We start from the raw sequence: 25504 nt of genomic DNA, 5'->3' as shown, positions 1-25504 counted from the left end.
GATCAAAATGGTATAAATGTCTGGGTACATCATATGCTGCCCAATACTGTTTGTAATACTGGGCATCATGGCTTTTGTAATTTGGAACAGCTACAATCAACTTGCCAGTTTCTTTGAGTTTATGAGCTAGAATCTGCATGAAGTCATTGAGATTAGGTATATGTTCCAGCACGTGCCACATGGTGATAACGTCAAATTCTGTTTGTTCCACATCCTTTATATCTGCTGAAATGTTTATGGCGGTTTTATCGGTAGCCATTTTTCTGGCATTTTCATCAGGCTCTACACCATTGATTGCCCAACCGTCCTCTTTACATGCAGATATGAAATGACCTGTACCACAACCTATGTCCAGCATGCTACCCTTTTTATTGAGGGAATTAATTAGCGCTACTTTTTTCTTTAAAGTAAAGTTCCTGGCTATTTTATATATAATGTTAACAGGACTATTGGATTTGTTGCTATGAGAAATATAATCCTGAGACTGGTAATATTGAGATAGATCCTCTGCTTTAGGACGTGGATTAGTAAAGGTGAAGGAACAATTAGTACATGTTACCAGATTGAATTCTTCACCTGAAACGGTATAGTCTTTGCAAGTTAGGTAGTTATTAAAATGCCCGCTATCACATAGCGGGCAGGTATTTAATGTTTCAAGCATAACTTCTATTTACTCAGATAGACCATCAACACGGAAACATCTGCGGGTGATACTCCACTGATCCTGGATGCCTGGCCTATCGTTTGTGGTTTTATTGTTTTTAGTTTTTCTTTTGCTTCTGAGGAAAGCGCCTTAATACTTTCATAATCGAAGTCCTTCCTTATCTTTTTATCTTCCAGTTGCTCCATTTTATCGGCCAACTGTTTTTCTTTATCAATGTAGTTATCATACTTTATCAATATCTCGGCCTGTTCTAATACATGCTGATGATATTTCTCCAGATAAGTCTTTAGATCGTCGTTAAGATCTTTTAGATGATTAATGCCTAATTCAGGACGCTTTACCAGGCCTAGTACTGGTATGCGTTGTTTAATGGGTGCAGAGTTTAGGGATGTCAGGTTTTCATTGGCATCTTCCGGTTCTACCCTTTTTTGCTGTAGATCATTAATGAGCCTGGCTACATCCTTTTTCTTATTGAGCATGTTCTCCAACCTTTCATCCGAAGCAAGGCCTAGCTGATGTCCTTTTTCTGTTAATCTTATATCCGCATTATCCTGGCGAAGTAGAATTCTGAATTCCGCTCTGGAAGTAAACATGCGGTAAGGTTCTTTTGTACCTTTATTAATAAGGTCATCAATTAGAACTCCAATGTAGGCTTCTGATCGCTTTAGTATGAATGGTTCAGCCTCTGTTACTTTATTATGAGCATTGATACCAGCAATCAAGCCTTGACATGCAGCTTCTTCATATCCGGTTGTTCCGTTGATCTGCCCTGCAAAGTATAGGTTTTCTATAAGTTTCGTTTCCAGGGTTAGGCTAAGCTGTGTTGGCGGAAAGTAATCATATTCTATGGCATAGCCTGGCCTGAACATCTTTGCGTTTTCAAAACCTGCTATTTGCCTTAGTGCTTTGTATTGAACATCTTCTGGCAATGAAGTAGAGAATCCGTTAACATATATCTCTACAGTGTTCCATCCTTCAGGCTCTACAAATATCTGGTGCCTGTCACGTTCAGCGAACCTATTGATTTTGTCCTCAATAGAGGGACAATATCTTGGCCCTACCCCTTGTATGCGCCCATTGAACATTGGGGACTTGTCGAATCCAGTCTGCAATGTTTCATGAACGTCATTGTTGGTATAGGTTATAAAGCAGCTTTTTTGTTGTGCGAGTGGCTGGGTACTTGAACTAAACGAGAACTTCTCAGGAAATTCATCCCCTTGCTGTTCTTCCATTTTGGAGTAGTCCAGTGATCGGCCATCTACCCTTGGTGGTGTACCTGTCTTCATTCTGCCAGCTTCAAAGCCTAGGGAGATTAACTGTTCTGTTATTCCTTTTGCAGCATGTTCACCGGTTCTCCCACCGCCGAATTGCTTTTCGCCTATGTGAATGATACCATTAAGAAATGTGCCGTTGGTGAGTACTACGGCTTTAGCTTTTATTTTGATGCCCATTCCTGTAGTTATACCGATAGCTTTATTGTTCTCTACTACTATCCCTGTAACCATCTCTTGCCAAAAGTCTACATTCGGTGTACCTTCCAGGGTTAATCTCCATTCTTCAGCAAACCTCATTCTGTCATTCTGCGTACGTGGACTCCACATAGCAGGACCTTTAGATTTGTTTAGCATCCTAAATTGAATCATGGATTTGTCAGATATTATACCCGACATCCCACCTAAAGCATCTATTTCTCTTACAATTTGACCTTTAGCTACACCACCCATTGCAGGGTTACATGACATTTGTGCTATGGTGTTCATGTTCATTGTTGCCAAAAGCACCTTTGATCCCATTCTTGCAGCGGCGTGTGCAGCTTCACATCCGGCATGTCCTGCCCCAACTACTATTACATCATACTCCGGAAACATAATCTTCCATTTTAAATATTAGTGTTCCACGTGGAACATCTTGTTCTACATTAATTCTGAATTCGTTATCAAGTTTAGTACTTACCTACTGTTCCACGTGGAACAGTAGTGTTACTCGCTTTAAGGGCGCAAAGATAAACAAGCTTCTTCTTTTTCACGCATGCCCTTTTCTTCTTCGGGGGTTTTGTCCTTGTGCCCCATTAAATGTAGTACACCGTGGATTATAACCCGAGCCAGTTCATCTTCGAAAGTGGATTTAATACTATTGGCATTATCTCTCACTCTGTCGATGCTGATGAATATATCTCCTTCTATTTGTTTGTCCTCTTCTGAGTTATCAAAGGTGATAATGTCAGTATAGGTGTCATGGTTCAAATAGTCTACATTCATTTGATATAGATACTCATCGGAGCAGAATATGAAATTCAGTTCTTGTAATGCAAAGCCTTCTTTTTCTATGATAGTCTTTATCCAATGGCTTATGTAATCTTCATTACTTAGCGTAAAGTCTATATCCTCTTCAAAGAAATTAACGGATGGCATTAGCTTATATAGAAGTTTAGCTCAACTACTTTGCCTTCTTCCATGAAATTAACTTCATCTGAAAGGTGCTTCATAAGGAATATGCCCCTGCCTCCGGGTTTCTCGAGATTCTCAGGAGCCGTAGGATCAGGCAGGTTTTTGTAATCAAACCCCTGGCCTTCATCACTAATAGTGAACTTGATCTGGCCATCTTGCAGAGATAACGATAATGCTACATTTTTTGATTTGTCATGCTGATTTCCATGCTTGATGGCATTATTGACTGCCTCAGTTACGGCAATCATAATGTTTCCATAAATGTCGTCATCTAGCTGGAACTTCTCCTTCGCATTGTCAATAAAGCTTTCGATCATTCGGATGTTCTCTGTAAGGGAAGGGATCTGAATTTTAATGGTGTTCATTCTGATTTAGTTGTTAGATTCTTTGCCTAGTCTTTTAAAGTATTCGTTAACTTCTTTTTTGTAATATGGGTATAGTTTAGGAGGTACTGTTTTTAGCAGTTCTATCTCCTGCTCTTTCATTTTAAAATATTCCTCGAAGGCTTTGGGAAGTGCCTTTTCATAGTCCTTAGCGGTCTCTCCTTTTCTCTCCTCGTCCAATTCACGCTCTCGCATAGCATTCTCTGCCTCCAGTAATCGAGTAAGTATCTGGCGCTGGCGTTTGATAGTTTCCTGAGTGATCTGCTTGTTTACGAGATCTGTTTCAGTTTCTTCCATTTTTTCAGGGATACCATCTCCAGGTTTTTTGCCGCCCTCTCCTTCTCCTGCTTTCTCCTGCATCTCTTGCAAGGCTTGCCTTATACGTTCCTGCTCTGCAGCCAGTTTGGCCAGCTCCTCTGAGAGTTCCCTTCCGGATTTTCCACTTTTCTTAAGGTTCTCTATCTTTTGGTTTAATTGCTGTTGTAATTCGCTAAGCGAAGGGCTTTTATCCTTGCCCTTGCCTTTCTGCGGTTTACCCATGGCTTCACTCATTGCATTTTGCATCTGCTGCAATACATCATCCAGTAATAATGCGAGATTGTTCATGGAAGTCATGGCAAATTGCTGTTCAGAAACAGCAACAGGCTTTTTCCTTTCTTTGATAGCTTCCATGCTTTTATCCATGTGGTTGTTCATATCCCCTACTTCACGGGTCACAAATGAAGCAATCTGGAACACCCTGTTAGCGAGGGAAAGCAAACTGTCTTCTACGATCTTGGCATCGTCTTTTAATTTAAGCTGCTGCTGGCCCAATTCTACAAAGCGCGGATCACTTTGGTTTACTTCGGAAAACTCCTTCATCAGTTCCTCCTGGTCGAAAGACAGTTTCAACAGGTTATGCACGATATCCCTTAGATCATCGAGATTCTCCTGCATCATCGTCATTTCCATACTACTCTGCATCTGTTCCATTTGCTTGGCCATCTTCTGCATCTGCTCCTTGGCCTTCTGTTGAGATTCTTTGGATTGTTTCCTTTTGTTCTTGTCCAGGGATTCTTTGGACTGCTGCTGCTCTTGCTCTACGTTTTGTTCCTGTTCCTGCATGTCAGGCATAGATTCAGGGTTTTTTAAGTCCTGATTAAGCTCCTCTAACGAATTCATTTCCTCTTTGAATTCTTTAAATTGTTCTTGCAATTCTTGTTGTTTCTCCGAGAGTTCTTCGTTTTCCTTATTTTTATCTGAAGTTTCTTTTATTAGCTCTTCCTGCTTTTCAATCTGTTCATTCAGCTCATTTATAGCCTCATTGAGCTTGTAGTCAAACTTCATTTTTTTAAATAACTCCAAGGTACGCTCTAGCTCTTTCTCGAGGTTGTTTTCCTTGTTGTTTAGCTTATCCAGCACGTCCTGTATATCATTCAGTTCGCTTTGCTCTTCCAGGAGCTTCTGAAGCTCATCATATAGCTTTTTCGTTTCTTCATCCAGCAGCTCGTCCATAAGCTCCTGTAGTTGCTCTACTTTTTCTTTAATACGCTCGTCTTGTTTAGAAAAGCGTTCCCTTTTAAGCTCGTTACTTCTGTTCTGCTCCTTAAGCTCTTCAATGGCTTTGTTCAGCTCCTCCCGTTTCTTAATTATATCTTTAAGCACATTTTCATCCTGCCAGCTCATTTCTTTCTGGCCCTTGAGTTTCTTTTCAGCTTTATCAATTTTTTCTTTGAGCTCTTTAGCCTCATTAATAGTTTTATCAATACTTTCCTGAGTCTCGTTCGTAGTCTGCTCTATATCCTGCTTGATCTCCTTTTTTGAAGGCAAACGGAACATGTAAGTGCCTGTTTTGGAAGCTTTGTGACCATTTACGCCATCATTGTCCCAAACCTGGAGGTAGTACTTAACAGAGCTATTCTCTGTCAGTCCTAGAGAGTCCAGAGACCATTGGTAATAATAGCGCTGATTTTGTGTGCGTGATATAGGGATATTAATGGACTTAAATGATGATTCTTCAGAACCCTGTAATATTTGATAAAATAATTTCAGCTTTGTAAGGCCATAGTCGTCGGAAATATTGCCACCGAGTGCGATAAATGAATATAAAGTGGTGTCCGGATATACACTCAGATCAATTTGAGGATGCTGATCGGGTATCACATCTATCTTATAAAGTATCTTCTCCTTATTTTCGCTGTACTCATTCTTAAGGCTGATACTGTATATCTGCGACTTTTTAAAAGTTTTTTCGAATTCAAACAGCGAATTATCCGCAGGCTTGAGTTTGTAACTTTCATCTGTAGCCTGAAAATTTACGGATACCTCGTCAGATTCTATGGTCTTTAATTGCCATTTAATGGAGGTTCCTTCCGGTATCTGAAGGTTTCCAACATTATTAAGGGTTTCGTTGCTTTTGCCCAGGTATTTAGGATAATCAAGGAAGACATTAAAGCTTCTTAAATTTGGCCTGTTAACAACATTGATATCATATGCTGAGGAAGTAAATCCTGCTGCTTCAAACTGGAAATCCTGATCATTTTGGATCTTCCTGAATGTATATGAGTATACACCGGCCTCGTCCCTGGACATTTTTATTTTTCTGCCATTGTTTAGAATGTAAGCGTTTTCAGGAATAGCTTCACCATTTAATTCCAGCGAAACAGTGAAATCTTCGTTTTTAAAAGCCAGAAGCTCTTGATTCACAAGGTTAAAATTGAAAGGAGCCTGAGGTACGAATTCATTGTTGAACTGGATAATTCTGGAGGAGCTGGTGGTAATGAAGGCGGGACTTAAAATCAATACGAGAACTATGATGAGCAGAGGAACAAGCAGGTACTTTAAATAACGTTTATTCTCTCCAATATCGACCGCATCTTTAAAATGGTACTTCCTGATCGTCTCCGCTTTCTGGCTGATACTGGCTTCTACAAGTCCACCCTTATATTTTTGTAACTGTATGACATTCAAAAGTTTATCACCTATTTCCGGAAATACGGACCCTATTTTTAATGCTGCTTCTTCATTGGTCATACCGTGCTTTTCACTGGTCATCCGGTATAACGGCAGAATGACATACACCGTCATGGCATAGAAGCCGGTGATGATAAAAGAGAAGAGCAGTATGGCTCTTATTACTGAGCTAAATCTAAAGGAGTATTCTAATGTGTTGAGGACAAGAAATATGGACAAAGTAAGCCCGAGAGAAATTATTAAACCCCGGAGAGCGAGGTTAAGATAATATTTTCTCCTGTACGATCTAAGATTAGCCTTAATGTGACGTTCATTATCAGTCATACACGATTTCTACTTGCAGAATATAGATTATACGAATTTAATTTAATCAGAGTTTGAATTGCATTTTGTCTCTAGGTTAAATATAATCCTTTATAAACATTTCAAACCAAAATCAACTCTTATAGTTCATTTCGAGGCCAACTTCCTTTTCAAAATATTCTATCACATGCATTTTTAACAACTTCTCCTGTTCAAGAAGATCAAAATGCGGTAATTTCTTTACGAGTTTCCAATGTGGCCACCCCTGTTCATCAAGCCCTTCTAACTCGTAGAATCCGGAGAGGCTGAGTACTTTGCAAATGGCAATGTGCATAAGATCTTGTTTTTCTTCCTTATCAAACACCTTTTTACCTTTCCCCAGCTCCTGTACACCGATCAGAAAAAGTACGGCATTGAGATCTTTGGGCCGTTTGCCAACAACCTTTTCCAGCTCAGTCAGCAGGGCTGCCCATGCACGATCAAGTTCGAGGTCTCTTTTAATCATTTTTATTTTCTTCCAGATCTTCCCAGAATTCTACAGCTCTGCGCAGATGAGGGACAACGATAGTTCCCCCTACTAAGTTTGCCACGGAAAAGGCTTCAAATACCTGCTCCTTGGTAAATCCCAGATCATAACATTTTTCAAGATGGTACTTCACACAATCATCGCACCTGAGTACCATTGAAGCTACCAAACCCAAAAGCTCCTTCGTTTTAGTGTCTAACGCTCCCTCAGCATAGGTATTGGTGTCCAGATTGAATATTCTTTTTATTACTTTATTGTCAGCAGCAAGGATCTTTTCGTTCATCTTGCTCCTGTATGCATTAAATTCTTCTACTTTATTCATTAATTTGGGCGTTTAAATAGCTGCAAATATATCTATTATAAGCCAATGCCAAAATACTGTATGGCTTGCAATAATAGCCTGGTAAAAGGTGAGGAAATGATCTGTTTGAAGTGTGATTACGAGATTCCAAAGACGGCTAGTCATCTGGATAAGACCAATTTTATAGCTGCTAAATTTTACGGAAAAGTTCATCTACAGGATGCCATTGCCTTTTATAAGTTTACAAAAAGTGGACGCGTACAGCAGCTTTTGCATCGGCTAAAATACCACAACAAGCCAGAGTTAGGCAAATTGATCGGTCGGAAGTACGGTCATGAGTTAATGGGCACTGAAGTTCAATCAACGTACGATTTAATTGTGCCTGTACCATTACATAAAACCAAACTCAGACGTAGAGGCTATAACCAAAGCGCAGTATTCGCATCAGGGCTTGGAGAAGTATTAGAAATCCTTGTAAATGACCATGCCTTGAGAAGGAATGTAAAAACTTCGACCCAAACGAGAAAGTCCAGAATAGAACGATGGAAAAATGTGGATAACATATTTGTTGTTCCGAAACCGGAAGAAGTCAAAGAAAAAAGGGTGCTACTTGTAGATGATGTTATCACCACCGGCTCGACTTTGGAATCTTGCGCCCGTGCGTTGTTGGATTCCGGATGCAAATCGGTTGGAGTGGCTGCCATCGCGGCTGCAAAATAATTTGAAAAAACCAAATTTTTTTGAACAAATCTTGCTTGAGCGACTCTGTTCAAGAGGCATCTGAAGGTCTTATTTTAGCGTTAAATGGGCCATTGGTCAGGTCGATGTCATATAAGCTACGTATAAGGCCTTTAAATTGTCTAATTTCTAATTTTTATATAAATTATCTATGAATTTCTTAAAAATTATTCGTAAAAAATGGTTTTTAGACGAATTTTAGTTTTTGATCTAGCTCATATTTTTCTGTCTTTAGAAATTATTGTTTGACTTTTTATCCCAAGAAACTGTTAGGAAAAATTTCGATGACCGTATTGGATTTTTAAATTTATCCTGTAGAAGGTTTAAATCTTCCTTTTCGAATATAAAGTAAGAAAGACATGGCTATGTTAAATTTCAGCATTTCTGATTTGTCAGTACTTTCCAGTGGGAGAAGAATTCGGTTGGAAAAAGTTTCATAATACTTATTAATTGTAAACAGCCAGTAACGCTTACTTTCAAATTACTACTGGGGATGTCTCTTTTGGTACTGCTCATTGCGAGTTGTGCCCCCTAGATTTATTTCCAATCTCTTTCGCACCTAGCCCTGATTCAGCCGAGGAAAAAATGGGCAAGTACACTCTGCCTATATAGTCGACCATAGAAATAGCAAAGTAGATATTGAATAATTCGTTGGCTTAGTCTGAATGTTGAAATTTTGTGTTTGCTTCTGCTTTAAGTATTAAACTTCTGGTAGTACTGATTCTGCAGTAAGGTTATTAAGCTCTCTAGTTTAGTAAAGCCGTTGTTAAATTTAGCTTGATAATCCATTATTTATTCGAGTGTTGTGTTTTAGCTAAATTAGAAGAGGTAATATACGGAATATGATTGTTAAGTCTTGGGACCTAGGCTTTACGCCGAATCTATCGGACGTATTGTTTAATATTTCTGAGTAATTATTAAGGAGTATTACGATGTCTCCTAATGCATGAATATAGAATTCTTGGGAAATGCTATGTCTATGTGAGGAAAACATATCTGTCATGAACAGGCAAAAATGGACAATCAATTATTCGGTATTTTCACAGGCTTTATGGTACGAATCTATTCTCCGATGAAGTGGTATCCTCGGGCAAGTAGAACCTGACTCAATAAATCTGGCCAGAAACTATGGGGTGATGAACTGCAAACGAAGATTGTGACGAAAAGCTACCGTTCAAATAGGACCATCTGCACCTATCGCTTTGAGTTTGTAACTTCCTGTTCAGTTTATAAGAGCCTAAGGATTATTTGAATTACTGACCTTACCCCCACCGAATATATATTAGGAACCAGCCGGGGCAAAGATATAAATATGTGTAGTTATCTCAGCGGGGATTGAAACGGATCAAGCGGAATCTCTGGGGAGACCCTAACACGTTCACCTCTCTTTGCTGACAGGGAGTTGTTAATAGCAATCGGCAAAAGCAGTAGGCACATTTTCACATTACTTGTCTTACTTTTCAATCCATTTACTCCACAGGTTTAACGTTTGATCCATTGAAACTCGCAATGTGAAGCTTGCCCTTGAAACTCTTGACCTGGTGGCTCAATTAAAAACTATTTACCAAGCATAGCACTGAAATATTAGTACTTCCCTGGAAGTTCTGATTGACCTAGGATCTGTAAAGTCGAGCTCCCTAAATTTGAAGCATTAAAAAAGCCCCGGCTTCTGAGAAACCGGGGCTTGTAATTTATCTTTTTACTTCTTAGTAGTTTGATCCTGCTCTGATCATAGCACATCTGAAACCGATGGTAGCTGTTGATGAATCCTGATCCAAATATCTTCTTGTACCGGGTGACATCCAGTATGCTACATCCTTCCATGAACCACCTTTGTAAACTCTTGCCTCATCAGTGATTAATGAAGTGAAACCTTCAGGGTTGTTTTCTATATCACTATTGTAGTATTGCTCACCAGTGGCAATGTTTCTTGTCTCATCCATGTAACCATCTCTACGGATTGGGTTAAGATCGTCAAAATCCTGAAACGACATTGGGCGGTATACGTCAAGTACCCACTCGCTTACGTTACCAGCCATGTTGTAAAGACCGAAATCGTTAGGAGGAAACTCATAGATGTATGATGTAATCAATGCGCCGTCATTCAGTTTACCTGCTATACCTGCGTAGTCACCACGACCTCTTTTGAAGTTGGCAAGGAAGTAACCCATTTCTTTTCCGTAAGGGTTTCTTAATGCGTGACCATCCCAGGGATATACTCTTTGGTGCGTCTGGTTTTCATCAAGCCACTGTGTACCAATCAGGGCAGTAGCAGCATATTCCCACTCTGCTTCAGAAGGAAGTCTGTAGTTAGGAAGTACAACACCTGACTCCAAAGGAATTCTTCCGTCAGTTTCTGCATACTCTTCACCGGCATTTTCTGCAAGCTTCATGTTTACAGCGCGGGTTCTCCACTCTGCATAGTTATTTGCCTGTACCCAGCTAACACCTACTACAGGGAAATATCTAAAACCAGGATATCTTAAATAATGATCAACGTAAGGGTCATTGTATGCCAAACGGCTCACCCAAACAGATGTATCAGGTAAAGCGGCAATGTAAACTTCCCTTGATGAATCGGAAACATTCAAATAGTGAAGGTACTCTAACCAGTGGATGTTTGCGATCTCAGTTTCATCCATATAGAATGAAGCCACGGAAACCGTTCTTTCCAGGTTATCTCTTCGGTTCAAAATGTCTTCTTCGTACGAGCCAACTACTGCACGTCCACCTTCGATGAAAACCAAGTTAGGGCCTTCTGGTTGTCCACTATAAGGGTTAACCATAAAACCGTTGTTGTCTTCATCATTATAAGCCAAACCTGTGGCAGTACTTAATGCACCAGGGTGTACGCTGGTGGGACGACTGCTCCCTCCCAGGAAGCACGAAGTAAGTAAAACTGAACCACTGACAACTAACAAAGCACTCTTAAAAAAGCTTGCAGTTCTTTTCATACCTGTTCTATTTATTCAAAAAAATCAAATGCAACTACTAATATAGTGATATAAACTCGTCCTTTACAAGTTTATGAGCAGGCAAAATAACATTTCTATTCGACAAATATTACACAAATTGTAAATTTTTGAACGTGAAGTTTATGTTAATCGCCTGGTTGACACTGTACGGGTCGCCGTTAAATAACTGCAAAACTATAATATTATTATCTATTAAAATAATAATGCCTGTACTGCCAACGCTTTTTTACCTTTTACCGCCTTCATAAACCGTAGAATAATTAATTAAAAAGGCATAAATAAAATTCCCTCATATTTGAAAAAACTAATTGGGCCGGTTCCCTTTTTATATTAAATATTCAAAAGCAGATTTACAATGAATACCAATGATCACGATTGATAATATAGATAGAAATAAGCTCTACTGGATATTTCAGTTATTTGGCTGGACATTATTTTTTATTATTTACAGCCTCATGGCCGGCTATTTTACAAATTTTCAGTGGCAGGTTTTTGCCGGCTATTTAAACACAGTGACCGTTGGGTTTTTGCTCACGCATTTTTATCGGATGTACATCAAAAAACATGAGTGGGTAAAACTTGGGATTTTCAAATTGGCTATCCGGGTTCTTATGGCTTCCTTTTTCATAGCCATGATCTGGGCGTTGATTATTCTGCCTATCAATAAAACATTCTTTAATGTAGAAAAGAGTGAGGAGTTGACCTGGTTCATTGTTTTGGTTATCGTTTTCAACTTGTCTGTCATGACGTTGGGCTGGTCCCTGATATATTTTCTTTTTCAACTATTCATCAATTTCAAAAAAAGCGAGGTTGAAAAATGGAAACTTGAGGCTGCAGTTAAAGATGCTGAGCTCATAGCGCTCAAATCGCAGGTTAACCCTCACTTTATATTTAACAGTTTGAATAACATTCGCTCTCTGGTAATAGAAAACCCGGAGAAGGCGAGGGATATGATTACACATCTCTCGGGCCTGTTGAGATACTCCATACAATTCAATAATATGGAGCGGGTAAGCCTGGAGCACGAACTGGAGATTGTTCAAAACTATCTCAATCTGGAATCCATTCAGTTGGAAGACCGGTTAAACTATAAACTGGAGATAAAACCAGAGACACTTGAGCTTAAAATTCCGCCCATGGCTGTGCAGCTACTGGTAGAAAATGCCATAAAGCATGGTATTGCGAACCTGCCCCAGGGAGGGATCATTAATATCAAATCTTCTCTGGAAAATGATACATTAATTGTAGAGGTTATTAATTCGGGCCAGATCAGAAAATGTGAGGATAGCACGGGCATCGGGCTCAAAAATGCATCGGATCGATTGAAGCTGCTTTTCGGCAAATTGTCCGATCTTAAAATTGAAAACCTGGACAGTAATTTTGTATCTGCTAAATTTAAAATTCCATTAACGCAATAATATTATGAAAGCACTTGTAGTAGATGACTCCCGATTGGCAAGAAATGAGTTGAAGAGATTGCTCAAAGAATTTGACAGTGTACAGGTAATAGGCGAAGCTGCAAATGCGATGGAAGCCAAAGAAAAAATAGAGGCCGATAAGCCGGATCTTGTTTTTCTGGATATTCAGATGCCTGGTAAAAATGGTTTTGAACTTTTAGAAGAGCTGGAATCCTCTCCCGAAGTGATATTTACCACGGCTTATGATGAATATGCCATCAAAGCCTTTGAATATAACGCGCTGGATTATCTTCAAAAGCCAATTCAAAAGGACAGACTTGCCGGAGCCGTAAGCAAAGTTGCCGAGAAAAGGGAAAAGCAAAAAGAGAGCGGTGACGAAGCACGGATGACTGAGCATGACCAGGTTTTTGTAAAAGACGGAGACAATTGCTGGTTCGTGCAGTTGGCCAATGTGCGCATGCTGGAAGTGGATGGCAACTATACTAAGCTATACTTTGATGAGCACAAGCCTATGATCCCCAGAACACTGAATTATCTGGAATCCCGCCTTGATACAAAAACTTTCTTTAGGGCAAACCGGCAACAGATCATAAATCTTAAATGGGTGGAAAGAATAGAACCATGGTTTAGCGGAAGCATAAAAATTTATATGAAAGGCGGACATGAGGTGGATGTTTCCAGACGGCAGACCCAAAGGTTTAAAGAATTAATGAGCTTCTAGGGTTTTCCTATTTCCGGATAAGATGCAGAAAGTGGCGATGACCTTCAAAAACTGACGACAGGCGACCATAATAAACGATAAGTCACGTCCCATTTTGGGAATAGCCCTCCAAAAATGAGCAATTTTTAATTGTTGCAACCGTTAAATTTCGCGTTATGGGGCATTTATGCCAATGGCACAATCTTTATCTCTGTTGAGGTAAGAATTAAAAATTACATTGGCTATGATACCTCTAAACGACTTTCAAATTTTACCTTTCGACAAGAAATGTGATTACATCACCATCTTTGCAGACTATATGATCTACAGAGTAGAAGATGAGAAAAAGTTTTACCTTTATCATGTAGACTCATACTTTATTGAAGTGTGCTATGCACCTTATGAAAACAAAGTGTTGGGTATAAAAGCTTTTACGGAAACAGCAGACCTTGAGGCTTACCTGGACTTCATCAGTATATCTGAACTAAGCTTTTGATTTTTCCTCCTGAACAATGCCGGAAAGTAGAGATATCGCCTGATTCACAGTCAATACCTCATTGACTGTGAGAATCAGCTTATCTTTCACCTCTTTTAATCGGCATCTTTTAGGGTTGGTTTGAGCAAAAGCCAGTATACGCCCGAATACATCTGATTTAAAATATTCTTCTTTGTCGGATGAAACGAAATAACCTTTCATCTTCTCTCCTTTCAGCGTAAGTTTTTCAAAACCAAGCTTTTCTGCCAGCCATCGGAGCCGTACGGTTTCTATCAATTCTTCTACGGATTCCGGAATAGGGCCGAACCTGTCGATAATTGAACTTCTGAAATTTTCTAATTCCTGCTCGGTTTTAATATTATCGAGTTTTGAATAGAGGCTTAAGCGTTCGGAAATGTTATTCACATAATCCTCAGGAATTATTACCTCCAGGTCGGTTTCAATGTTACAATCCTGGACCAGCACCTTGGTGGTTTCTGACAGCTCTTTTACAAACAAATCTCTGAATTCGGTTTCTTTCAACTCCTGTACGGCCTCGTCCAGTATCTTATGGTACATATCGAATCCCAGATCAGAGATAAAACCACTCTGTTCGGCACCCAAAAGATTACCTGCTCCCCGGATATCCAGGTCTCGCATTGCAACTTTAAATCCATCGCCCAGATCAGAAAATTCTTCCAAAGTGCTCAACCTTTTACGGGCATCCGAAGAAAGGCCTATGGTTGGTGGTGTTAATAAATAACAAAATGCTTTTTTGTTGCTTCGTCCTACCCTGCCACGCATCTGGTGGAGATCGGACAGGCCAAACATGTGAGCTGAATTGATAATAATAGTATTGGCATTAGGAATGTCCAGACCTGATTCGATAATGTTGGTCGAAACCAATACGTCATATTCGCCTTCGATAAATTTGAGCATGGCTTTTTCCAGCGCGGCTCCGTCCATTTGCCCGTGAGCAATCCCTACTCGTGAGTCAGGAACCAATCGCATGATGATGTTGGCCACACTCTCAATATCGCTGACGCGGTTATGAACAAAAAAGACCTGTCCGCCACGTCTCAATTCGAAGCTAATGGCATCACGGGTAACTTCTTCATTGAATGTATGAAGCTCAGTAGTTACCGGCTGGCGGTTTGGCGGTGGTGTGGAAATAATGCTTAAATCACGCGCGCCCATCAATGAGAAGTGAAGGGTACGCGGGATTGGCGTGGCCGTCAGGGTGAGAGCATCAACATTGACCCGCATCTCCTTGAGTCTTTCTTTTACCTTAACACCAAACTTCTGCTCTTCGTCAATGATCATCAGACCCAGATCTTTAAACTGGACATCTTTATTGACTATCCTGTGGGTACCGATAAGAATATCTGTTTCACCATCTTTAACCCTTTTCAGCGTATCCTTAATCTGTTTGCTGCTCTTAAAACGATTAATGTATTCAACCTTTACCGGAAAATCGGATAACCTGTCTTTGAAAGTACGGTAGTGCTGCATGGCCAGGATAGTAGTGGGCACTAATACTGCTACCTGTTTGTCATCCGTTACTGCTTTAAATGCAGCACGGATAGCAACTTCCGTTTTTCCGAAACCAACATCACCACAAACCAGGCGGTCCATCGGGTGCTGCTGCTGCATGTCTTCTTTTACATCGGCCGTAGCTTTTGCCTGGTCTGGCGTGTCCTCATAGATAAACGAAGATTCCAGCTCCGCCTGCAGGAAGCTGTCTTTCGAAAATGAATACCCAGGTGCCTGCTTTCGTTTGGCGTAAAGATTTATAAGATCTTTGGCAATATCTACAACCTGCTTCTTGACCCTCTTTTTCTTGTTTTCCCATTCCGGGGAACCCAATTTGCTAATTGACGGTGGTGTGCCTTCCTTTCCTGTATATTTGGAGATTTTATGCAGCGAGTGAATGCTTACATATAGCAGGTCATCATCCCGGTAGATCAGCCGGATAGCCTCCTGTATTTTGCCATTGACCTCGCGCTTCTCCAGGCCGGCGAATTTTCCTATACCGTAATCTATATGCGTGACAAAATCACCGGGTTGCAGGGTACGCAGTTCCTTTAGCGTAAGGGCCTTCGATTTAGAATGCTTGTCCTTGGTTTTATATCTGTGAAACCGCTCGAACAACTGGTGGTCAGTGTAACAGGCGATTTTTAAAATTTTATCAATAAACCCCTGTCTCAGGCTGGCATTAAGATCCTGAAAGTCAATCGTTGGGTCAATCTCTTCAAATATGGAATGCAGCCGCTGCAATTGCTGTTGCGAATCGGAAGCAATAAGTGTGGTAAAACCCTGGTCCTGATTTTCATTCAGGTTTTTAGCCAGTAATTCAAAATTCTTGTTGAATGAAGGTTGCGGCTCAGACTCAAAGGTGAATATCTCCGGGGCCTTAAAATAGAAGCGGTTTCCAAATTCAATTTTAACCAGCGGAATGGACTGATTTTCAAAACTTTTGGAAGTCTCAAAAAGGTCCTGTGGATTTAATATAACCTTAGTTTCCCCACTGGCTTTCAAAATATCATCGAAGCTCTCCTTTGCCCTTTTGAAGTAACCGTCGATCACATCCAGTGTTTGCTGATAATCCTTAAACCAGATCTTCGTGTTGTTGGGAAGAAAATCCAGAAAACTCTGGCGTTCCTCATGGATCAGTTTGGTTTGTACATTAGGGATCAGGTTTATCTCTTTAACCGGATCCACCGAAAGCTGGGAGTTCGGATCAAAAGTACGGATGCTATCTATTTCATTGCCAAAAAGCTCTATACGATAAGGTAAGTCATGAGCATACGAAAAAACGTCGATAATACCACCACGAACTGCAAACTGACCTGCTTCGTAAACAAAATCAGTTTTTTCGAAATCATATGACATGAGCAGCTCACTGAGAAACTCAACATCTACGGCCTCACCCACTTTAGCCGAAAATGTATTTTTTGTCAACGACTTTTTGTTGATAACTTTTTCTGTCAGTGCCTCCGGATATGTTACGATCAGCTCGCCTGACGATGCTTTGTGATTTACCCGGTTGAGGATCTCCGCGCGCATGAGCACGTTGGCATTTTCGGTTTCCTCAAATTCGTAAGGTCTTTTATAAGAAGTGGGGAAGAAAAGGATTTCCTTTCCTGAAAGTAAGTTTTGTAGGTCGTTGTGAAAGTATGCTGCCTCCTCTTTATCGTGCAATACGATCAGATGATTCTGGTGGTTGATCTGATAAAGTGCAGCAATCAATACCGCATCCAAACTACCTGTCAACCCTTTGATCCGGACATGGCGATCCTCATTAGCCTTAGTTATCTCGGCTATCGTCTGGATAATGCTATCCGCTTTGTACAATTTTAACAGGTCGCCTGCTTTCACGCCTAGTGCTGTCAAAAATTAAGTCGCAAAGGTAGGAAATTATTGAAGAGTGATGTGAAGGGAGAGTTAAGTTATTTTTAAAGTGGGGAATATCTGCAAGAAGCTTTAGAGCCGAGGACATTGGAGGAGACAAAAGCCCTGTATATTGCAACAGGGCTTCTAAAACTAAATAAACTTATAACTCGGCGGCTCAATATTATTCATCCGAATATAAAGATTGGCCTTAGCCCTGTGGTTGGTGCAGTGGTCGTTGGCAAAAATGATGGCTTGTGCCCGTGTCATTTTTGTATCGGGCCCAAAAGGCAATTCTACTTTTAGATCATCCTCTTTTAGGGCTTTAATGGCTGCTTCCATATCTGCGTAGCCTTTTTCAACAATAGCCCGAACTTCAGCTTTGGACAGGCCTTCTGCGCTGGGCTCTTCATATTTTACCTGCTCACCTTTGATCATGGCTTTACTGAAATAGGTGAGGGTGTAGCCTATGTGCACCATTTGCTCAGCGAAAGTTTTACTCACTTCACTGGGTTTGTAAGTGTACTTTTCTTCCGGCATAGCGTCAGCAACTTCCAGGGTATGCATTTTTCCGGTTTTCCACATCGGCAATGTCATTGACACAAACGAGGTGGTCTTTTCTTCCTCCTTGAAATTAAAGGCGGTTAAAATTGCCACTAGGCAAACAACTGCTGCCAGTAGCGAAATTCTCAATTGGTTTTTCATGGGACTTGGGATTTTGGTTTTACTCAATTTAGAAAATTACTTCATTATCTCATACCTTATGGAAGTTGTATGTAGTGGGAGCTATTTCGGCTTTTGAACTTTGGCTTTGTTTCAAAACAACACACCCCATTGTTTCACTGTGAAACAGATTTTTGTCTTATGCTTAATATTTGTGGTTCATTTCGATAAAAATCGTATTCTTACTTGATGGCACTATTTTAGGGTATGGATAAGTCTTTCATTCATTTTAGCCTAGATTAGCATAGCATGATCAAGAATTATATCAAAGTTTCTCTCAGGTTTTTCTTAAGGCAGAAACTATTTACCACAATCAATATATTCGGGTTAACGTTTGGACTCGTTTGTTTTATTTTTATGGCCGTCTGGGTGTGGGACGAGTACAGCTTCGATCGTTTCCATAAAAATGAGGACAGTTTGTACCAGCTTTTTGCAGAACGGGACCGGGCAGGTGAAAGTGTGATTGTACCATATGCGCCGTCATCGCTGGTGTCGATAATTGAAAGGGAAGTTCCGGAGGTAGATAAAATTGCCCGTGTATTTCCAGCTCATGCTGTATTTGCCAAAGCTGAAGATACTTTTTTAGAAAAGGGTATTTATGCAGATCCTTCCTTTCTTCAGATGTTTAGCTTTCCTCTGAAAGAAGGTAGTATTACAATTAAAGAACCCGGCTCCTTGATAATATCAGCCGAAACAGCGGAGAAGTATTTTCCCGGTCAATCGGCCATAGGTCAATATGTAGATCTTGTTCAAAACAACAGGCAACAATACAAGGTGACTGGTGTTCTGGAAAAAATACCTAACCAGTCTTCTCTGCATTTTGATTTCATTTTACCTTATCAGCACTTTGAAGATACCCAGCGGCCATGGTGGAAAAGCTCCAACAAATACTCATTTTCAAACTATAATGTTCAGGTTTTTATTCAAGCTACACCCGGGGCGATAGCCAGCACACTGGATGAAAAATTAACGGCTGTTTTAAAACGTCATAGTGTTCCGGGTACGGATGATGCCCTGTTTACCTATCCCTTTGCGAACGTTTATCTATATGATGATTTTTCAGGGATGGGAAGCGCCTCAGGCAAAATTTTGTATGTCAGGCTGATTTCAGTTGTGGCAATTGTCGTACTACTGATCGCCTGTATCAATTTTATCAATTTGTATACTGTAATGGCCAGTAAACGTAATAAAGAGGTGGGTCTGAGAAAGGCTGTAGGTGCTCACAGAAAACAGGTGATAGTTCAGTTCTTGACGGAATCCGTTTTAATAGCTGTTGCTTCCATGTTTTTAGCCATTACGCTGGTTGAGATGCTTATGCCTTTTTTCAATGCGCTGACAGGAAAGCATATTGCCCTTCCGTATTCGTCATCTGGATTCCTGCTACTTTTAGTTGCTGTCAGCATATTTATTGGATCACTGGCTGGTCTTTATCCGGCATTGCAATTTTCCTCCTTTAGCCTTTTACCTTCAAAACAAAAGCTAAACGTAAAAGCAGGTGTAACAGGGTTAAGAAAGGTGCTTGTGGTATTTCAGTTTTCCCTTTCGGTGGCTTTTATTGTCTTTTCCACAGTGGTTTTTAATCAGATCCGTTTTATCGGGCATAGTGATCTGGGTATTCAGACAAGAAATATTCTGCGACATGAGCTTCACGGGATCAGGGGAAAACAGGAAGCGTATAAGGAAGAATTGCTGCGCATTCCCGGTATACAATCTGTAAGTTTTACGGAACAGGACCCTTTAAATACTGCCAATAAAAACAATGGAATATCCTGGCCGGGAAAGCCGGAGGATGATAAATCTTTTTTTAATGTTATCCAGGTGAGCGAAGATTTTATAGAAACTTTCGGCATTGACATCTCCGAAGGTAGTGCTTTTACCTTGAAGAATCGTTTGGGTCAACTTGCGCTAAAGCAGATCATTATAAACGAGGAAGCGGCTAGTGCGATGAATTTGTCCGATCCTATCGGTACGGAGCTGACGGTTTGGGGAAATAAAGGGATAGTGGTAGGTGTAGCTAAAAATTATCATCATCAGCCTTTGAGCCGGCAAATTGAGCCGGTTGTGATATTGTGCAATCCGGAAGAAACCTGGAATGCGTACATTAGCATAGAACCTGATCATGTCAATACATCTCTTCAGGATATTGCAGTAGCATACCAAAAGTATGAGGATCAACACCCTTTTGATTACTCATTTATAGAGCAAGACTATGAAACCCATTATGCAGGCCTGACGACTATTGGCTGGTTAAGTGCTATTTTTACTGCGGCGGCTATCTTTATAAGCTCATTAGGCCTTTTTGGCTTGTCAGCTTTTCTTATGCAACAGCGGTCCAAGGAAACAGGGATCAGAAAGGCGTTGGGTGCTGATATAGCTGGCTTACTTTTTTTATTTTCCCGCGATTTCTTAAAGTTGGTTTTGATTGCCATCTCCATAGGCCTGCCATTGGCGTGGTTCTATGCGAAATCCTGGCTGTCGGATTATGCTTATCACTTTGAACTGGGCCTGCTCCCCTTTGTTTCAGCGGGCGTTTGTGCTATCGTCATTGCGTTGGCCTCAGTAATTTTCAATACGTTAAGGGCTGCTATGGCAAACCCGGTGCATACGCTAAAAGAGGAATAGGCCTTGAGAAGTGGCTTAAGCGTTTCTCATCATTTTAAGGATGTCATCAATATGTTCCCTGTTATTGGATAAACGGGGAACTTTGTTTTGGCCTCCCAATTTGCCTCTTTTTTTCATCCAGGCATAAAAAGTACCTTCCTGGGCACTATGAACAACCGGAGGCAGAAGAGCCATATCCTTATAGCGCTTGGCGTCGTAGTCCGAGTTTATCTCGCGCAGCTTTTCATCCAGGAATTGCGTAAACCGTTCCAGGTTATCAGGCTGTTTTTTGAACTCGATAATCCACTCATGTCCGCCCTTATTGCCTTCATCGAAGTAGATAGGTGCTGCAGTAAAATTATCGATGATAGCACCGGTTTTTGTACAGGCATCGGTGATGGCACTTTCTGCATTTTCTATAATTACCTCTTCGCCAAAAGCATTAATAAAATGTTTTGTACGTCCGGAGATTTTTATTCGGTAAGGGGATGTGCTTGTGAATTTAATAGTGTCACCAATATTATAGCGCCAAAGTCCGGAATTGGTGCTGATGAGCATGGCATAATTTTTACCCACCTCAACTTCGTCAAGCGAAATCGTTTGCGGATCGGGGTTATTAATTTGATCGAAAGGTATGAATTCATAAAATATGCCGTAGTCCAGCATAAGGAGCAGTTCATTGGAATCCTTCTGATCCTGAATGCCGAAAAAGCCCTCGGATGCGTTATAGGTTTCGCAGTAGTTCATATCTGCTTTGGGGATCAGCTTTTTGAATAGCTCTCTGTAAGGTGTAAAAGCCACAGCCCCATGAAAGAATACTTCCAGGTTGGGCCATATCTCCAGAATATTGTCTTTACCCTTTAGCTCTAATACCCGCTGAATAAGCAAAATGGTCCAGGTAGGCACACCCACCAGATTGGTTACATTTTCCTCAGAAGTAATAGCAGCCATTTTTTCGATTTTTTCCTCCCACTTATCCATGAGTGCAACATCCAGCTTAGGGGTCCTGATAAGTTGCGCCCATAGCGGAAGGTTTTGCATGATCACCGCAGAAACATCGCCGTAGTAGGAATTCGCATTGGGGTCGTACTCATTGATCTGGTGGCTTCCGCCAATGGTCAAGCCCTTGCCGGTAAACATTTTGGTTTCCGGATAATTATTGACATAAATGGAAATCAAATCTTTGCCTCCTTTGAAGTGGCAATCTTCGAGGGCTTCGGGGGACACCGGAATGAATTTACTTCTGGCATTAGTAGTTCCGGAGGACTTGGCAAACCAGGTAATTTCTGATGGCCATAAAATATTTTGCTCGCCCCGCATCAGCCTTTCGATATAAGGAAACAGGGTTTCGTAAGCATGAACAGGTACACGCTCTTTATACTGTTGATAATTCGCTATGCTTTTAAATTCGTACTTTTTACCAAACTCTGTGTTTTTGGCCTCTGAGAGTAACTTTTTAAAAAGCTCTTGCTGTACGTCGTGCGGGTATTTGATGAAAAGTTCGATATCATGTATCCGCTTCTTCATCACCCAGGTTAATATCGAATTCAGTATATCCACCAGCTACAATTTGATTTGAAATAACTTAAAAATAAAAATAAAACGGTTTGTTGGTGATATGCCGGATCAAATTTTTCTTTTTAGTTCGAAATGCTGCCCAAGGTACACTCGCCTTACCTGTTCATCAGCCGCAAGTTCTTCGGCAGAACCGGCTTTAAGCAGTTTACCTTCAAACATGAGATAGGCGCGGTCTGTTATAGAAAGGGTTTCATTTACGTTGTGGTCGGTAATGAGGATACCGATGTTTTTCTTTTTGAGTTGAGCCACGATGGTTTGTATTTCTTCAACGGCAATCGGGTCTACACCGGCAAAAGGTTCATCCAGCAGCACGAAGTTAGGGTCAACGGCTAAGGCACGTGCAATTTCTGTCCGGCGACGCTCTCCTCCGGAAAGTACCATACCGAGGTTTTTGCGGACGTGTGTGAGGCTGAACTCTTCAAGGAGTGATTCACACTTTTCTTTTTGGGCAGCCTTTGGAATATTTCTCATTTCCAAAACAGCCATAATATTTTCTTCAACAGTCAGTTTTCTGAATACCGAGGCCTCCTGCGCCAGATAACCGATACCTAGTTTTGCCCTTCTATACATAGGAAGGTCAGTAATGTTATCATCATCCAAAAATATCTGGCCCTCATTGGGTTTGATCAGGCCTACTATCATGTAGAACGTAGTGGTTTTACCTGCTCCGTTAGGACCTAATAAACCAACAATCTCACCCTGCTCTACCTGTACGGACACATTGTTAACAACGGTCCTTTTTTTATATTTTTTAACTAGATGGTCTGCTCGTAAAATCATATCTGGCAAAAATAACTAATCGAACTTTATATCCTTTATATTTAACTGAATAGACTGATAGCCCATATAGTTATTTTCCTCAATAGAAAATGCCATTTTGAACTTTTCTCCATTCTTAATCCTCTTTTCATATATTCCGAGATTAAACCCGATAGCCTCCAGCCGGTTGTTGCAATCTTCCTGCTGTGCGATGAATTTGAGGTGTTTGTTTTTGATCAACCTCAAAGAGCCTGCCACACTTATATTTTCGGCTAAAAATACCGGACAAAGATTTTCAGGGCCAAATGGCTCCATCTGATTTATGACGTTAAAGAACTTTGGCGTGATCTTGTCCAAGGTTATTTCCGTATCAATATCAACCAGCGGTGTCAGCAGCTCTTCTGAAATGGAACTGGATACCACTTCCTCAAATTTCTTCTGAAATGCCTCTACCTTATTGATTTCCATAGTTAAACCCGCCGCATACATATGCCCGCCAAACTGCTCCAGAAGGTCACTGCAGTTTTCAATAGCATTGTAAACATCAAAGCCCGGAACGGACCTGGCAGAACCGGTAGCTTTGTTATTGGACATGGTCAAAATGATGGTCGGACGATGGTAACGCTCAATACACCGTGAAGCAACAATGCCAATTACTCCTTTGTGCCAGTCATTTTTGAATAGCACCGTAGTTTTGGAAGATCTCAGGGCCTCGTTGGCCTCTATCATCGCAATGGCTTCTTCGGTTATGGTGGCATCAAAATCACGGCGTTTATCATTTTTTACATCCAGTTGCTGACCGAAATGGTAGGCTTCTTCCTCAGATTCTGATAGCAGCAGGTTCACGGCTGTTTTTGCATGCGAGATCCTGCCGGCAGCATTTATTCTGGGCGCCATGCCAAAGACAATACCGGTAATGGTCATTTTAGTTCTGATCCCTGCCAGTTTAATTAGGGCACTCAATCCAGGCCGCGGACTGTCTTTTAGTCTTTTTAGGCCAAAAAAGGCCAGAACCCGGTTCTCTCCGGTTATAGGCACGATATCTGAAGCTATACTTACTACCACAAGATCCAGCAGGTCGAGAGGATCGGCATACCAGTCTGGGTTTTGCGATACCAACGCCTGTACGAGTTTAAAGCCGATTGCACAACCGGGAAGTTCTTTGTATGGATATTCGCAGTCCGGCCTTTTCGGGTCTAAAACGGCTACTGCCGGGGGTAGCTCATCACCGGGCCGATGGTGATCGCAAATGATAAAATCGATACCATAAGATCGTGCCTTTTCAACAAGTCTGACTGATTTGATGCCACAGTCCAGGGAAATGATCAGGTTGAAGTTGTTTTCAGCGGCGTATTCAATACCGGCATCAGAGATCCCATAGCCCTCTTTATAACGGTCGGGAATATAAAAATCACAAGCGGGATAAAAGGAATTCAGAAAACTAAAAAAAAGTGCTACTGATGTGGTGCCATCCACATCATAGTCACCATAAATCAATATTTTTTCCTGCCTGGCTATGGCCTGTTCTATTCTGGTGACAGCCACGTCCATGTCCTTCATCAGGAACGGGTCATGGAGCATGTCCAGCGTAGGGCGGAAAAAACTACGGGCAGCATCAAAGTTTGTAATACCGCGCTGGGCGAGAATAGTGGCAATGGGAGGACTTACATTAATAGATTGTGATAATGAATCAATTATTTCCCTTTCAGGCTTAGCTTTTAGTACCCACCTTTTTTCTACCATGCACATTTGATTAAACATAAAGAGGCTGTCCCAAAAGTCAAAATTATATTCCGGTAAACGGCCCCGTTGTTTAAAACGAGTTGACTTTTAAGACAGCCTCTTAGATGAATTTTTTACTATCTATTCAGAGTCTGCCGCACCATCATCAGCAATAACGCCTTCCAGCACATCCTTAATAGGCACTCTTACACCATCTTTATAAGGTACGATCCATGCGTCTTTAACACCCATTTCCCTCAGGTACTTCTTGAAAGTATCTGCTTCCCAGTAATCTCTGAACTGGCCAAGGGTGATCTTTTGCATGCCGTCTTCATTTTCGCCACTGAAGTTTTCGTTATTCTCAAAATACTTAGAAAGGTCTTTGTTACGGAAAGCACCGATCTGCACTTTGAAAACCACACCATCTACCATTGGTCCTTCAGAAGAACTCGCTACGGGATTTGATTTCATGTCTCGTAGTTCAGCTTTTGCAGAAGAAAGATCGCTTCTAAGTTTTGCCAGGTCATCCTGAAGCTCACTTATTTTTGCGTCTTTGTCGCTCATTCGCGATTGCATGGCAGTATTCTCAGTTTTAAGACTAGTCACCTGGCTTTGAAGTGCTTGGTTTTCTTCTACCAATTGCTTCATTTGCTCAGGGTTCTTAGCATATTCTTTTGCCTTTTTCTTCCATTCTTTCTTCTCGGCCTTTGACAATTGGGCAAATGTATTCACAGAAAATGCCATGATCATGGCAAGTGTGAGTATCACTGTTAATTTTTTCATTATCCTATTTTTTGTAAAATCTTCGAAAATATACTCAATATAATTAAAATATTAAAAAAATTAGTT

19 protein-coding genes are annotated in these 25504 nt (G+C 40.8%); 5 read left to right on the top strand and 14 right to left on the bottom strand.

The genetic code is table 11. The features are described 5' to 3' along the window. From E1163_RS18090 to E1163_RS18060, 7 genes are all read right to left on the bottom strand, one after another. Positions 1 to 661 (bottom strand): class I SAM-dependent methyltransferase (locus E1163_RS18090; protein WP_155173866.1); only part of this gene is annotated, 661 nt, incomplete at its 3' end. 5 nt (positions 662 to 666) lie between these two features. Continuing rightward, positions 667 to 2532, bottom strand: coding sequence for a tRNA uridine-5-carboxymethylaminomethyl(34) synthesis enzyme MnmG (mnmG, locus tag E1163_RS18085; RefSeq protein ID WP_155173865.1), 1866 nt, complete (start codon positions 2530 to 2532; stop codon positions 667 to 669). A 120-nt stretch (positions 2533 to 2652) separates the two neighbouring features. After that, positions 2653 to 3075, bottom strand: a complete 423-nt coding sequence (gene ybeY / locus E1163_RS18080; RefSeq protein WP_155173864.1) for an rRNA maturation RNase YbeY — start codon at positions 3073 to 3075, stop codon at positions 2653 to 2655. Further along, on the bottom strand, positions 3075 to 3476 hold the full coding sequence (locus tag E1163_RS18075; RefSeq protein WP_155173863.1) for an ATP-binding protein: 402 nt from the start codon (positions 3474 to 3476) through the stop codon (positions 3075 to 3077). Before E1163_RS18075 ends, ybeY begins: the two co-directional genes overlap by 1 nt. Before the next feature lie 6 nt (positions 3477 to 3482). Beyond that, positions 3483 to 6770, bottom strand: coding sequence for a coiled-coil domain-containing protein (locus E1163_RS18070; RefSeq protein WP_246223763.1), 3288 nt, complete (start codon positions 6768 to 6770; stop codon positions 3483 to 3485). A 112-nt stretch (positions 6771 to 6882) separates the two neighbouring features. Continuing rightward, complete coding sequence (locus tag E1163_RS18065) at positions 6883 to 7254, bottom strand: hypothetical protein (protein ID WP_155173862.1); 372 nt, start codon at positions 7252 to 7254, stop codon at positions 6883 to 6885. Then, positions 7247 to 7597 carry a carboxymuconolactone decarboxylase family protein gene (locus E1163_RS18060; RefSeq protein WP_155173861.1) on the bottom strand — a complete coding sequence of 117 codons (351 nt, stop codon included), beginning with the start codon at positions 7595 to 7597 and terminating at the stop codon, positions 7247 to 7249. The genes E1163_RS18065 and E1163_RS18060 overlap by 8 nt, the downstream gene beginning before the upstream one ends. A 60-nt stretch (positions 7598 to 7657) precedes the next feature. Here E1163_RS18060 and E1163_RS18055 point away from each other — a divergent pair, with 60 nt between their 5' ends. Then, positions 7658 to 8296 carry a ComF family protein gene (locus E1163_RS18055; protein WP_246223761.1) on the top strand — a complete coding sequence of 213 codons (639 nt, stop codon included), beginning with the start codon at positions 7658 to 7660 and terminating at the stop codon, positions 8294 to 8296. A gap of 1724 nt (positions 8297 to 10020) precedes the next feature. On the opposite strand, the gene gldJ is transcribed toward E1163_RS18055, so the two are convergent. Then, entirely contained in the window at positions 10021 to 11268 is a 1248-nt protein-coding gene (gene gldJ / locus E1163_RS18050; RefSeq protein ID WP_155173859.1) for a gliding motility lipoprotein GldJ, read from the bottom strand. Between the two features lie 386 nt (positions 11269 to 11654). Between gldJ and E1163_RS18045 the strand changes: the two genes are divergently transcribed. From E1163_RS18045 to E1163_RS18035, 3 genes are all read left to right on the top strand, one after another. Next, complete coding sequence (locus E1163_RS18045) at positions 11655 to 12707, top strand: sensor histidine kinase (RefSeq protein ID WP_155173858.1); 1053 nt, start codon at positions 11655 to 11657, stop codon at positions 12705 to 12707. A gap of 4 nt (positions 12708 to 12711) precedes the next feature. After that, positions 12712 to 13428 (top strand): LytR/AlgR family response regulator transcription factor, encoded by a 717-nt coding sequence (locus E1163_RS18040; protein WP_155173857.1) that lies wholly within the window; start codon positions 12712 to 12714, stop codon positions 13426 to 13428. A 223-nt stretch (positions 13429 to 13651) separates the two neighbouring features. After that, entirely contained in the window at positions 13652 to 13903 is a 252-nt protein-coding gene (locus E1163_RS18035; RefSeq protein ID WP_155173856.1) for a hypothetical protein, read from the top strand. Here E1163_RS18035 and mfd read toward each other — a convergent pair. Together mfd and E1163_RS18025 are read right to left on the bottom strand one after the other, a co-directional pair. Next, positions 13892 to 17260 carry a transcription-repair coupling factor gene (mfd, locus tag E1163_RS18030; RefSeq protein ID WP_343033876.1) on the bottom strand — a complete coding sequence of 1123 codons (3369 nt, stop codon included), beginning with the start codon at positions 17258 to 17260 and terminating at the stop codon, positions 13892 to 13894. The genes E1163_RS18035 and mfd overlap by 12 nt on opposite strands. Positions 17261 to 17425: 165 nt before the next feature. Beyond that, positions 17426 to 17977, bottom strand: coding sequence for a DinB family protein (locus tag E1163_RS18025; protein WP_155173854.1), 552 nt, complete (start codon positions 17975 to 17977; stop codon positions 17426 to 17428). Positions 17978 to 18244: 267 nt separating this feature from the next. On the opposite strand from E1163_RS18025, the gene E1163_RS18020 reads away from it, so the two are divergent. Beyond that, the gene (locus E1163_RS18020) at positions 18245 to 20617 is read left to right on the top strand and encodes an ABC transporter permease (protein ID WP_155173853.1); all 2373 of its coding nucleotides are present in this window, start codon (positions 18245 to 18247) and stop codon (positions 20615 to 20617) included. A gap of 15 nt (positions 20618 to 20632) precedes the next feature. Here E1163_RS18020 and E1163_RS18015 read toward each other — a convergent pair whose 3' ends face one another. The 4 genes from E1163_RS18015 to E1163_RS18000 all read right to left on the bottom strand — a co-directional run bounded on the left by E1163_RS18015 (position 20633) and on the right by E1163_RS18000 (position 25438). Further along, positions 20633 to 22156, bottom strand: a complete 1524-nt coding sequence (locus E1163_RS18015; protein ID WP_484494437.1) for a GH3 auxin-responsive promoter family protein — start codon at positions 22154 to 22156, stop codon at positions 20633 to 20635. A gap of 66 nt (positions 22157 to 22222) precedes the next feature. After that, positions 22223 to 22954 (bottom strand): LPS export ABC transporter ATP-binding protein, encoded by a 732-nt coding sequence (lptB, locus tag E1163_RS18010; RefSeq protein ID WP_155173851.1) that lies wholly within the window; start codon positions 22952 to 22954, stop codon positions 22223 to 22225. Positions 22955 to 22969: 15 nt separating this feature from the next. Then, positions 22970 to 24676 (bottom strand): single-stranded-DNA-specific exonuclease RecJ, encoded by a 1707-nt coding sequence (recJ, locus tag E1163_RS18005; protein ID WP_155173850.1) that lies wholly within the window; start codon positions 24674 to 24676, stop codon positions 22970 to 22972. Between the two features lie 120 nt (positions 24677 to 24796). Continuing rightward, positions 24797 to 25438, bottom strand: a complete 642-nt coding sequence (locus tag E1163_RS18000; RefSeq protein ID WP_155173849.1) for an Ezrin/radixin/moesin family protein — start codon at positions 25436 to 25438, stop codon at positions 24797 to 24799. Positions 25439 to 25504 lie beyond the last annotated feature (66 nt).

The sequence above is a fragment of the Fulvivirga kasyanovii genome (assembly GCF_009711405.1).
GTDB classification, from domain to species: Bacteria; Bacteroidota; Bacteroidia; order Cytophagales; family Cyclobacteriaceae; genus Fulvivirga; species Fulvivirga kasyanovii.
Note: the sequence above shows the minus strand (reverse complement) of the source record. Positions and strands in the feature narration are given on the sequence as shown.